The organism is Bacillus sp. FSL R5-0416 (assembly GCF_037975425.1).
GTDB classification, from domain to species: Bacteria; Bacillota; Bacilli; order Bacillales; family Bacillaceae; genus Bacillus; species Bacillus subtilis.
The window spans coordinates 3,766,558-3,778,364 of record NZ_CP150252.1 but is presented as its reverse complement, the minus strand read 5'-3'; the positions used below and the strand labels follow the sequence as shown (position 1 = coordinate 3,778,364).

The 11,807-nt window shown below is 44.8% G+C and carries 14 protein-coding genes; 8 read left to right on the top strand and 6 right to left on the bottom strand.

Annotation, left to right across the window (positions count from 1 at the left end; genetic code table 11):
- Positions 1 to 52 precede the first annotated feature (52 nt).
- Positions 53 to 487 (top strand): DUF5392 family protein, encoded by a 435-nt coding sequence (locus NYE20_RS19930; RefSeq protein WP_003244359.1) that lies wholly within the window; start codon positions 53 to 55, stop codon positions 485 to 487.
- On the opposite strand, the gene NYE20_RS19925 is transcribed toward NYE20_RS19930, so the two are convergent.
- The 3 genes from NYE20_RS19925 to NYE20_RS19915 all read right to left on the bottom strand — a co-directional run bounded on the left by NYE20_RS19925 (position 484) and on the right by NYE20_RS19915 (position 1,780).
- Entirely contained in the window at positions 484 to 615 is a 132-nt protein-coding gene (locus tag NYE20_RS19925) for a hypothetical protein (RefSeq protein WP_017696029.1), read from the bottom strand. The genes NYE20_RS19930 and NYE20_RS19925 overlap by 4 nt on opposite strands.
- A 158-nt stretch (positions 616 to 773) precedes the next feature.
- On the bottom strand, positions 774 to 1,292 hold the full coding sequence (locus NYE20_RS19920; RefSeq protein ID WP_339183910.1) for a DUF5362 family protein: 519 nt from the start codon (positions 1,290 to 1,292) through the stop codon (positions 774 to 776).
- Positions 1,289 to 1,780, bottom strand: a complete 492-nt coding sequence (locus NYE20_RS19915; protein ID WP_080031076.1) for a GNAT family N-acetyltransferase — start codon at positions 1,778 to 1,780, stop codon at positions 1,289 to 1,291. The genes NYE20_RS19920 and NYE20_RS19915 overlap by 4 nt, the downstream gene beginning before the upstream one ends.
- A 140-nt stretch (positions 1,781 to 1,920) precedes the next feature.
- Between NYE20_RS19915 and spoIIQ the strand changes: the two genes are divergently transcribed.
- A complete protein-coding gene (spoIIQ, locus tag NYE20_RS19910; RefSeq protein WP_014481160.1) occupies positions 1,921 to 2,793 on the top strand; it encodes a stage II sporulation protein spoIIQ in 873 nt (290 codons plus the stop codon).
- Positions 2,794 to 2,903: 110 nt separating this feature from the next.
- Complete coding sequence (locus NYE20_RS19905) at positions 2,904 to 3,326, top strand: VanZ family protein (RefSeq protein WP_003227753.1); 423 nt, start codon at positions 2,904 to 2,906, stop codon at positions 3,324 to 3,326.
- Between the two features lie 40 nt (positions 3,327 to 3,366).
- Here NYE20_RS19905 and bcrC read toward each other — a convergent pair whose 3' ends face one another.
- From bcrC to amtB, 3 genes are all read right to left on the bottom strand, one after another.
- Positions 3,367 to 3,948 (bottom strand): undecaprenyl-diphosphate phosphatase BcrC, encoded by a 582-nt coding sequence (gene bcrC, locus NYE20_RS19900; RefSeq protein ID WP_015714854.1) that lies wholly within the window; start codon positions 3,946 to 3,948, stop codon positions 3,367 to 3,369.
- 180 nt (positions 3,949 to 4,128) lie between these two features.
- Positions 4,129 to 4,479 (bottom strand): P-II family nitrogen regulator, encoded by a 351-nt coding sequence (locus tag NYE20_RS19895; RefSeq protein ID WP_003221829.1) that lies wholly within the window; start codon positions 4,477 to 4,479, stop codon positions 4,129 to 4,131.
- A gap of 11 nt (positions 4,480 to 4,490) precedes the next feature.
- Complete coding sequence (amtB, locus tag NYE20_RS19890; protein WP_015251031.1) at positions 4,491 to 5,705, bottom strand: ammonium transporter AmtB; 1,215 nt, start codon at positions 5,703 to 5,705, stop codon at positions 4,491 to 4,493.
- Between the two features lie 281 nt (positions 5,706 to 5,986).
- On the opposite strand from amtB, the gene NYE20_RS19885 reads away from it, so the two are divergent.
- From NYE20_RS19885 to NYE20_RS19865, 5 genes are all read left to right on the top strand, one after another.
- Complete coding sequence (locus NYE20_RS19885) at positions 5,987 to 6,448, top strand: hypothetical protein (protein WP_072175615.1); 462 nt, start codon at positions 5,987 to 5,989, stop codon at positions 6,446 to 6,448.
- 186 nt (positions 6,449 to 6,634) lie between these two features.
- Entirely contained in the window at positions 6,635 to 7,204 is a 570-nt protein-coding gene (locus NYE20_RS19880; RefSeq protein WP_003227761.1) for a hydrolase, read from the top strand.
- Positions 7,204 to 8,562, top strand: a complete 1,359-nt coding sequence (locus tag NYE20_RS19875; protein WP_032727108.1) for an MFS transporter — start codon at positions 7,204 to 7,206, stop codon at positions 8,560 to 8,562. The genes NYE20_RS19880 and NYE20_RS19875 overlap by 1 nt, the downstream gene beginning before the upstream one ends.
- A gap of 180 nt (positions 8,563 to 8,742) precedes the next feature.
- A complete protein-coding gene (gene pucI, locus NYE20_RS19870; RefSeq protein WP_014481153.1) occupies positions 8,743 to 10,215 on the top strand; it encodes an allantoin permease in 1,473 nt (490 codons plus the stop codon).
- A 104-nt stretch (positions 10,216 to 10,319) separates the two neighbouring features.
- Positions 10,320 to 11,726, top strand: coding sequence for a right-handed parallel beta-helix repeat-containing protein (locus tag NYE20_RS19865; protein WP_031315369.1), 1,407 nt, complete (start codon positions 10,320 to 10,322; stop codon positions 11,724 to 11,726).
- The last annotated feature ends 81 nt before the right edge of the window (positions 11,727 to 11,807 follow it).

Below are 11,807 nucleotides of genomic sequence, written 5' to 3'. Positions count from 1 at the left end.
CATATGATAACGTTCGTGAAGCTTGAAACATCAAATAAAGGGGGAGGATTATATGAACTTTTACAGAGTCGAACAAATGCCGGGGTTCATCAAAACAGAAATGCAAAAAATTCAAAAGGCCGTACAGCCTTTCATGAAAAAAACCGTCATTTACCGTTTTCTTGCTATTCCGCTTGCTGCATTCTCTCTCTTTAATTTAGCTGCTTTTCTATTTCATGCTTCAGCTGACAGGGAGTCCCTGATCAGCGCAGGCATATTCGCCCTTTTGGCGGCGCTCGGGCTCGCATTTTTTAAAGAGGCAGGCTATCAGCATAAACAAATCCAAAAAACGGTTCACATCTATATGCTGAACAGGATCAAAAAGAGCGAAATCCTTTCAGAAGAGCGGAAAAGCTCCTACGCACGACAAATAAAGGAAGAGCCTTTTGCGATGCGGAGTTTTGTTGAATTTTTGACTGAGGAAGACAGACGCAAAAAAATGTATTAAAGAAGAGCTGCACCCGGATTGTTGAGATTTTCCAGACGATCCGGGTGTGTTTTTTTGCATGCAGACACCCGAAATAAAAAGTGCGGTTTCGGATTGATTCCGACTTCATCCGTTTTTTTGATATTCATTTCAGGGTAACAGCGTTGCTTTGTTGATTTCCTCTACTAGAGATGTCTATTGTATGCTTGCTTCAGGATTTGGTGTTTACGCCGGCCTGCTTTGAATAGTCAAATAAAATAGGCATGGTTCCGTTTATATGGAACTCATGCCCTGTCCTGACTCATCATTATTCAAACACCGGATCATCCTCATAATAATAGGAATCCGGATCTTCATACGTATCGGTGTTTTCATAAGCGGCTATGCCGATAATCACCAGCAAGAAAATGGCCAAAATGATGCCAATCAGTCCCATGGCGATACTGGATGCTGCGTAAAACAGCTGCATTTTAATAAACGTTCCATAGTTCTCAAGCATGCTTTCACCCGCGGCGCCGGTAAGAGTTCCGTCGGCTTCCGCGGCTGCTTTTGCTGAGCGCATCAAAAATACGCCTGAAATAATGAGCAGTACGCCCGGAATGGCGCCAATCACTGTCATCAAAACAGAAAGAGTGACAAGCGATCCCATAATGATTAACAAGATGCCAGAAATTTTGCCCCACTTGGCAATGTCGGATAGCGACTTGACAGCAGAGGCACTCAGCTGGCGGGTCTCCTGCTCAACAGGTGCAGTCTCCTGTTTAACAAGGCTATTTTCTTCATTATGATTTTCAATTTCGTTTTCATCTTTATCCAGACTAATCATGAAAGCTCTCTCCCTAAAATTTTTAAATCGTATCTTTTCCCGTCCATTTCGGCGATGCCGGGGAATAGTCCCCATTCTGCAAACCCGTGCTTTTCAAACAGCTTCAGGCTTGGTTTATTATGCCCGAAAATGAAGGCCATAAGTGAGCGGATGCCAAGATTCGGGGCAATGCGGAGCGCTTCTTGAAGCAAATATGATCCAACACCTTTGCCGCGGCATGCTTCGTCAATGTATATGCTGACCTCCGCTGTTTTATTATAGGCTGGCCTTCCATAAAATGTTTCAAAGCTGATCCAGGCAGCGACGTTTCCGTTTTCATCCTCGGCCACATAGAGCGGGCGTGCCTCTGTATGTCCCGAAAACCATTCCATCCGGTCTTCAGGAGTTACCGGTTCGGTATCGGCTGTTACCATTCGAGAAGCAATCGTTGAATTATAAATCGCCACAACAGCCTCCAAGTCTTTATGTTCAGCAAGGCGCAATGTCATGTTCATACGTTTTTGGCACTCCTCTCAAAAAAATACATATTTTCGTTCAGTCTGTGCAAACTACATCTAAAAAAGTTTTTTTGGATAGGTTGTATATATTTTCAGAAAAGTGTTCAGAATGTTGCTGAGGTGATGAAACAATGAGAGAGGAAGAAAAGAAAACTTCTCAAGTCAAAAAACTTCAGCAGTTTTTTCGTAAACGCTGGGTGTTCCCTGCAATTTACTTAGTCAGTGCGGCCGTCATTTTAACAGCTGTCCTTTGGTATCAATCAGTATCAAATGATGAGGTAAAGGATCAGTTGGCTGATAACGGCGGAAACTCCGCATATGACAACAACGACGATGCAGTTGAAGTAGGAAAGTCAATGGAAAATGTCGCAATGCCGGTTGTTGATTCTGAAAACGTTTCTGTTGTGAAAAAGTTCTATGAAACCGATGCCGCAAAAGAAGAGAAAGAAGCAGCACTCGTTACCTATAATAACACGTACAGCCTAAGCAAAGGAATTGACTTAGCTGAGAAAGACGGAAAAGATTTCGATGTCTCTGCTTCTCTGAGCGGTACGGTTGTTAAAGCTGAAAAAGATCCAGTGCTGGGATATGTTGTGGAAGTAGAACATGCCGACGGTTTATCGACTGTGTATCAATCTCTTTCCGAAGTAAGCGTTGAGCAAGGTGACAAAGTAAAACAAAATCAAGTGATCGGAAAATCTGGCAAGAACCTTTACAGTGAAGACAGCGGAAACCACGTGCACTTTGAAATCCGTAAAGATGGGGTCGCAATGAATCCGTTAAACTTTATGGACAAACCAGTTTCTTCTATTGAAAAAGCAGCAGCTGCTGAAGAAAAAGCTGCCACCCAAGAAACAGAAGAATCCATTCAGCAATCTTCCGAGAAAAAGGACGGATCAACTGAAAAAGGAACAGAAGAAAAATCCGGTGAGAAAAAGGATGATTCAACTGACAAATCTGGTTCTAAAGAAAGCAGCACAACAGAAGACACTGAACAGTCTTAATGAAGAAAACGTCTATCCTTGTGATGGGCGTTTTTTTCTGTTACTTTTTGCTTTGTTTTACCGTCTATGTTGTTACATGTAGGCACGTACGTTATAAAGGAGGTTATGTCATGAACCGCCTATTGCTCGCAGGCTGGATCTTTTTTATCCTGCTTTCTGTCTGTACGGAAAGCTTCAGCGGCATGGTCGTATCGCAAACGGTGGCTTTTCATTTTCAGCCGCACCCTGATCTGTCTCAATTTTTAGTTATGGATTTTACTGAGCTTACTGTACCTGAAGCGTTTATTCAAAAAATCGGACACGCGTTTTCCTTCTTTGTGCTGACATATTTGCTGTGGAAACAGCGGGGCAGCATAAGATCAGCTGCAGCCGGCTCATTTGCGTTTGCTTTTTTCACAGAAGTTCTTCAGCTCTTCTTCAGCAGGAATGGTTGTATCCGGGATGTGCTCATCGATGCTGTTGGAATTGGGTTGTTTTATGGTTTATATGTGTTGGCGAAGCGAAGAAAACAAGAGATGTATGAGAAATATTAAAGCCGGCTGTCTTGATTTCAGACGCCGGCTTTTGTCTTTCTTAGAAATTTTGATCGGTTGGTTTTTTCGTCAGTTTATTGATGATGGCTTCATAGATCCTCACGATCAAATCGACGAACGGGCGAAGCAGATCTGAAAATCTAAAGAAAAGGAACCCGATAATGATGGCGACAACGAGGCTGCCCAATACATCTACCGGATAGTGATGTCCCACCCAAATTCTCGAAAAGCCTGTCAAAAGCCCAAAAATGACAAGCGGCCAGCCGATTTTGCGGTTTCTGAAAAGCATCGCAATAGAAATCGCTAATGCACCTGTCGTGTGGTCACTTGGAAATGAAGCATCCGCAGCATGCGGAATCAGTGTATGCACTGTATGCGCAACGAACGGGCGCGGTTCGAAATAAACAAGCGTAATCAAATAGTTGATCACAAGGCCTGCAATTCCTGTGATGCCTGCGTATAGCACATGTTTTCTGCTTTGTGTGTTCCCAAACAGCCAGATTGCCAATAGGATAAGGGCATAGGCGACAATGGCATATTCCGTGATGAAGACCATAATGGAATCGAGAACTGAATTGTGATGAGATAGTCCATGGATTGCTTTAAAAATTTCGTAGTTCAAATAATCACCTTTTACATTTTTATATTTAGTAGACTAATCTTACTCATGAAAAGTTTCAAATAAAAATAGAGATTGTCTGAAATAACGGCGCTTGAAGAGAATTCGAAGAGGAATCGCGGTTTCTGGGGGGATTCTGTGCACAAAAAAAGAGATCCGGAGTGTCCGAATCTCGTACCGATATTAAAGTGCTTCAGGTCCTTCTTCGCCTGTGCGGATGTTGATCGTATTGCTGATTTCATAGACAAATATTTTACCGTCACCCGGTGATCCCGTTTTCAGCACCCTTTTAGCGGTCTCAGTCACTTGATCAACAGGAACCTTGCTGACCACAATTTCTATTTTTAAACGCTCGTATACATTGCTTTCTATTTTTACCCCTCGATAGAGCTCCGTATGTGCTTTTTGAAGGCCGCAGCCGTGTACATTGGAGAAAGTCAGAGAGGTCACTCCGATTTTTCCGAGTTCCTGCTTCAGCTTTTCAAAATTTGCCGGACGCGTTACAATTTCTACCTTGAACATTTGACCGCTCATAGCGTCACTCCTCACATAGAATCTTGATATGCTTTTTCCCCGTGCATCGTTAAGTCAAGCCCAAGTGACTCTTCTTCTTCAGTTGCGCGAAGGGGAAGGAAGAGGCTTACAAATTTAATAATAACGAAAGTGACAATAAATACAAAAACATAAGTGGCGGCGATGGCGACGATTTGTTTCCAGATTAAGCTTGCATCACCGTAAAATAACCCATCTGCGCCCGCTGAGTTAACAGAAGTTGTTGCGAATAATCCTGTTGCGATTCCGCCCCATGTGCCGCCGATCCCGTGCAGGCCAAAGGCGTCAAGCGCGTCGTCGTATCCGAATTTCTTTTTAAGCGAGAATACTCCCCAGAAACAAACTGCCCCGCCGATGATGCCGATAATAATAGAAGCGAACGGTGTGACAAATCCGGCAGCCGGCGTAATGGCGACAAGCCCGGCGATTGCGCCAGATACCGCTCCGAGCATTGTCGGTTTTTTGTTAATGATCCATTCTACTAAGATCCAGCCGGCGATCCCGGCTGCAGCCGCGGTGTTTGTGTTGATGAACGCGTACATGGCTACACCATCTAAAGTCAAAGCGCTGCCGACGTTAAAGCCGAACCAGCCGAACCAAATCAAAGCTCCTCCTAAGAAGGTGTAAATGAGGTTATGCGGAGAAGACGCTGTACCGTCTTTCCGTTTGCCGAGCACAATGGCAAGAACAAGTCCTGCCACACCGGAGGAAATATGAACAACATTGCCGCCAGCAAAATCGAGCGCTCCAAGCTGGCCGATCCAGCCGCCGCCCCATACCCAGTGCGCTACGGGTGTGTAAACCAAAGAGGCCCATAAAACCGAGAATAAAAGAAAAGCGCCGAATCGCATCCGCTCTGCGAAAGCCCCGGAAATAATCGCTGTAGTCAGAACGGCAAACGTCATTTGGAACATCATAAATAACGAGTGGGGGATGGTATCGCTGTAATCTCCCGGATCAAATCCGACCCCTTTGAGGCCGGCCCACTCCAGCCCGCCGATGATTGAATTGCCTGGTGCGAAGGCAAGTGTATATCCGAACAGCACCCAAACGATGGAAACGATGGCAATGGAAGAGAAACTGTGCATGGCAGTGCTCAGCACATTTTTGCTCTTTACCATTCCTCCATAAAATAACGCTAATCCCGGGGTCATCAGCCACACGAGTAAAGCGCAAAAGAACATAAAAACTGTATCGCCCATTTGCATGTCTCATTCCTCCGTATCTTTCAGAATAAAAAGCAATTATTATATTTCTTCATTATAGAGAAAAAAGAATGATAAAACATTTTCATGTAAGATTTCCTGACATGGTTTTTAAGGAATGTTATCGAGGGACGGAAAGAAAGGAGAACGGCATTTTTTACGATATAAGACTTTGTATCTATAAAAGAAGCTATTCATATGAGCTGAAAAGGGAATTGACATTAATTAGAATACTATATACTGTATTAAGTGTACTATATCGAATAATACACTGAGGGGGATGTATGATGAAGAAAGGCGGCAGGCTGAGGAAAGCGGTACGCAAGTCGATTCCCGCGACGTTCCGATTGTTTTTAGCCTTTAATTTTTTCGTGTACGGTCTGGCGAAAGTGGTAATTGGCCAGTTTGGCGAGGTGACGCCTGAAATCGAGGCGGCTGCCGGGAAGGGGTTTACGATCGCGTGGACATTTTTCGGTTATTCTCATGTCTATGAACTGTTTATAGGTTTTGGTGAAATCCTGGCAGCTGTTTTATTACTGATTCCGCGAACGGCTGCATTAGGGGCGGTTATTTTTATGCCCATTATTGTGAACATCGTCTTGATTAACTATTGTTTTGACATTGGCGTGCAGGATCTTAGCACGATATTAATGGTTATGTGTCTTATCCTGCTTTGGATGGACCGCCGCAAATTCATGGGCATTTTCAGGCAGGAACCGATAGACAGCAGGCAGGTGATGAAGTGATGACGCCCCTTATGATTACTGTGCTTGCCGGTTTGTTCGTATGCACAACCTGTTACTACTACATAAAAGAAAAATCATGAGAAAACGCTCCTTCTGAGAATTTCACAAGCATCATAAAAGAACTTAGGCAGTGTGAAGAGTAAAATATGCAATGTGAGAAACACTAACAGTATCAGGAGGAGACGTATGATGAATACACTCAACATTGATTTTCAAAAAACAGCATTGGTTATCATTGATTTACAAAAGGGGATTGTGCCGATTGATCAAAGCGGCCAGGTTGTCCCGAACGCGAAAAAGCTCGTAGATGAATTTCGGAAACATAACGGGTTCATCAGCTTTGTAAATGTAGCCTTTCATGATGGAGCGGACGCCCTGAAGCCGCAAACGGATGAGCCTGCGCAGGGAGGTTCAGGGGAAATGCCGGCGGACTGGGCCGAATTTGTTCCGGAAATCGGTGTGCAGGATGGCGATTATACTGTGACAAAACGGCAATGGGGTGCTTTTTTTGGCACAGATTTAGACTTGCAGCTGAGACGTCGCGGCATTGATACGATTGTATTGTGCGGCATCGCAACGAATATCGGGGTGGAAAGCACAGCACGGGAGGCATTTCAGCTTGGCTATCAGCAGATTTTTATTACAGATGCCATGTCCACATTTAGCGATGAAGAGCATGAAGCCACACTGCGCTTTATTTTCCCGAGAATCGGTAAATCGCGGACAACGGAAGAGTTTCTGGAACAAGTGAAATGATGTTATCGAAAAAAAGCCGAGCTGTTTTTTTAACAGCTGTGGCTTCGGGAACAATGCTGAATCCGCTGAACTCGTCTATGATCTCTCTTGCGCTCCATAGCATCCAGCATGAGTTTCACCTCTCGTTTACAACGGTTTCCTGGCTGATTTCCTCGTTTTACTTGGCGAGTGCCGTAGCGCAGCCCGTAACGGGAAAGCTCGGTGATTTGATTGGGCGGAAACGCTTGTTTTTATTCGGGCTTATTCTTGTTGCGGTTTCTGCCATCGGGGCGCCGTTTGCGCCGACGTTTATGACATTATTGGTCATGCGGCTGTTTCAATCGGTGGGGAGCAGTGCGATTTATCCGTCAGGTGTCGGCTTGATTCGGAATCATATTCATGAGCGCCAAGCTTCAGCCTTGGCTGTACTCTCTATTTTTGCGTCCGCCATGACGGCGCTGGGGCCGACAGTCGGCGGGTTTTTGATTGTATGGGGAGGCTGGCCGGCGATCTTTATCGTTAATTTGCCGTTTATTATCCTCAGCTTCTTATTGGGCCTGTATATGTTCCCGAAAGATCAGAAAAAAGGGGCAGGAATCAAAACCATTATTCGGCAGCTCGATATTCTTGGAATTGTTTTATTTGCCGGGGGAATCATTTTCCTTCTATCCTTTTTGCTGTCGTTCAGCACGTCGCCGCATGCGGTTGAAGGTGTGCTTGGCTTGCTTCTGCTCTGTGCGTTTGTCTGGCGCGAGCTGAAAACGGATAAGCCGTTTATTGATGTCCGTCTGTTTAAAACACAGCGAAACCTGTCAGCCGTGTATGTTCAGTTTATTTTATTGAATGTTTTCTTCTATTGTTTATTTTTTGGTTTGCCAAGTTACTTTCAGGATGAAATGCATCTTTCTGTTCAAACGAGCGGCCTGTTTATGCTGTTTATGTCTGGAATGAGCATCGTTGTGTCACCTCTAACCGGCAAATGGATCGACCGATCTGGTGTCGTCAAGCCGATCTTTGCGGGAGCGCTTTTGATGACGGCTGGAGCCGTGCTCTTAACCATCTTTTTTATCAATGTCCAGACCATCGGTAAAGGCCTCATTCTGTCGCTCTTGGGTATAGGCTACGGACTGGGCAATGTCGCGCTTCAGGCAGCGATGCTGGAAACGAGTCCTTCCAACATGGTAGGAACGACTTCAGGCCTGTTTCAAACCTGCCGTTACCTAGGATCGATTTTGTCTTCGGTGATCCTTGGCATTCTTTTTGGTAAAGAAATCACGGCAGCCCATTTTGATATGATGGGAATCATTATGATTATAGCGGGCGGAGCAAGCCTGTTAATGGCTGTGAGATTTGCTGCATTAATGAAAACTGCATCTTAAGAAAGAGACGGGCTCTGAGGTCTGTCTCTTTTTCTTGTTTAAGCTGTTCAAATACAAACGGGAAAATTGTATATCATAGCCAGTGTTATTGTCTGACTCTTCAGTTATATTAAGTGACATCTAATGTCAAAAAACATAACGTGTGACGACATATAGACAATATGGAAAGGGGAGCCGGCTATGAAATTAAAAGAGAGTCAGCAGCAATCCAACAGGCTGAGCAATGAAGATCTGGTGCCTTTGGGACAGGAAAAACGGACGTGGAAAGCAATGAACTTTGCCTCCATTTGGATGGGATGTATACATAACATACCGACCTACGCGACCGTGGGAGGATTAATTGCGATCGGCCTTTCGCCTTGGCAGGTGCTGGCGATCATTATTACGGCATCACTTATCCTATTTGGCGCTCTTGCCTTAAACGGCCATGCGGGGACAAAATACGGGCTGCCGTTTCCCGTGATCATTCGGGCTTCTTACGGGATATACGGCGCGAATATCCCCGCGCTTCTAAGGGCGTTTACAGCTATCATGTGGCTTGGCATCCAGACCTTTGCGGGTAGCACGGCACTGAACATTTTGCTTTTGAATATGTGGCCAGGCTGGGGAGAAATTGGCGGCGAGTGGAACATTCTCGGCATTCACTTGTCCGGTTTGCTTTCCTTTGTATTCTTTTGGGCCATTCATTTACTCGTATTGCATCACGGCATGGAGTCGATTAAACGTTTTGAGGTGTGGGCAGGGCCTTTAGTGTATCTGGTATTTGGCGGCATGGTATGGTGGGCCGTTGATATTGCTGGAGGATTGGGCCCGATATACTCTCAACCAGGAAAGTTTCATACGTTTTCAGAAACATTCTGGCCGTTTGCTGCCGGAGTTACTGGCATCATCGGCATCTGGGCGACATTGATCTTAAATATACCTGATTTTACACGGTTTGCTGAAACACAAAAAGAGCAAATCAAAGGACAATTTTACGGCTTGCCGGGAACGTTTGCGCTGTTCGCATTCGCCAGTATTACGGTGACCTCCGGCTCGCAGGTCGCGTTCGGAGAGCCGATTTGGGATGTTGTCGATATTTTGGCGCGGTTTGATAACCCTTATGTCATCGTCTTGTCCGTGATCACGCTCTGCATCGCCACGATCTCTGTAAATGTCGCGGCGAACATCGTATCGCCCGCTTATGATATAGCGAATGCCCTGCCGAAATATATCAATTTCAAACGTGGCAGCTTTATCACAGCGTTGCTCGCTTTATTTACGGTTCCATGGAAGCTGATGGAGAGCGCGACAAGCGTGTATGCGTTTCTTGGCTTAATAGGCGGCATGCTTGGACCGGTGGCAGGCGTGATGATGGCCGACTATTTTATCATTCGCAAACGTGAGCTCTCGGTAGATGACCTGTATTCCGAAACAGGACGGTATGTGTATTGGAAGGGCTACAATTACCGTGCGTTTGCAGCCACAATGTTAGGGGCGCTGATTTCGCTGATTGGCATGTATGTTCCTGCATTGAAGAGCTTATACGATATATCTTGGTTTGTAGGTGTGCTAATCTCCTTTCTTTTCTACATTGTTCTGATGCGTGTTCACCCGCCTGCATCATTGGCAATTGAAACGGTTGAACATGCGCAGGTCAGCCAGGCTGAATAAGATCTATTTAGACGGTATATTTTCATATTTTTGAATGGTTTTCCATAAATAGAACATTTATAATGGTTTTAGAAATCTATTCTAAAACGAAATGGGAATCGAAAATGAGAAAATGGTATTTTATTCTTTTGGCGGGTGTTTTAACGTCTGTCATCCTCGCTTTCGTTTATGATAAGACAAAAGCGAATGAGGAAGGATCTGGGGATTATCTGTATGTTTCGCCAAATGGCAGTGATCAAAATGAAGGAACAAAAGAAAAGCCGTTTCGTACATTGGCACACGCATCTGAGAAGGCTGCTGCCGGCACAACTGTCATGATTCGGGAGGGCACGTATCATGAGACCCTTGATGTAAAGCACAGCGGTACGGATGGAAAGCCTATCACATTCCGAAACTATGAAAATGAAAACGTCGTGATTAGCGGTGAATCCGTTACGGACGCTGAATATGAAACACCGCTTATTCGTATTCACGATAAACATGACATTGCCATCAGCGGTTTAACAATTCAAGATCTTTCTGTTTCATCTGAGGAAGCAACTGCTATAGGGATTTATGTATCAGGGTCCAGCAGTCATATCGCCATTAAGGATAATCACATCCGGGGGATTAAGACAACAGCGGATGAAGGAAATGCTCACGGAATCGCAGTTTATGGGACTGGCAGCATGAAAGACATCCGAATCGAGGACAATACAGTTGAGAAACTGACGCTTGGAGCGAGTGAAGCAGTTGTGCTGAACGGTAATATCGACGGCTTCACAGTTGCAGGCAATGTGGTCCGCAACAATAATAACATCGGGATTGATCTAATTGGTTATGAGGGAACCGCGGATAAAAACGATTACGTGCGAAACGGAGTCGTAGAAAACAATACAGTTTATCAAAACTCGACTTACGGCAATCCTGCTTATGGAGATGAATACTCAGCGGGCGGGATTTATGTCGATGGAGGACACGATATCGAAATTAAGAACAACACAGTTTACGATAACGATATTGGGATTGAAGCAACGTCTGAACACAAAGGAAAGTATGCAAATGCCATTCAGATCACAGACAACAAAGTGTACAACAATGCGTACACCGGTATTTCAATCGGAGGATATGACAAAAAGCGGGGCGGCACCAGCAATTCTCTGATTGCCCGCAATATTATGTACCGGAATGACACAAAGGGACTGTACGGCGGACAGCTGCTGCTGCAGTACGATACGAAAAACAACACAATTGAAAAGAATATATTGACGGCTGGTGATTCCAGATTATTTATCGGAAACGATTTTACAGAAAATGAAGGAAATACGGTCAATCATAACGTGTACCACAAGGAAGCGGATCAAGACGGCATATGGATGTGGAAAAAGAAAGAATATGATTCATTTTCGTCGTATCGAAAAGCAACAAAAAACGATCAGCAATCCATATATGCCGATCCGATGTTTCGTGATGAAGCGTCCTATGATTTTTCGTTAGATCCTGATTCACCTGCGCGGCCTGTCATTGAATAATTGCTATAAGCGGCGTTCTCTTAGAGAGCGCCGTTTTTTATATGTAAAAAAGACTGCCGGGATTTCCCGGCAGCCTGAAAT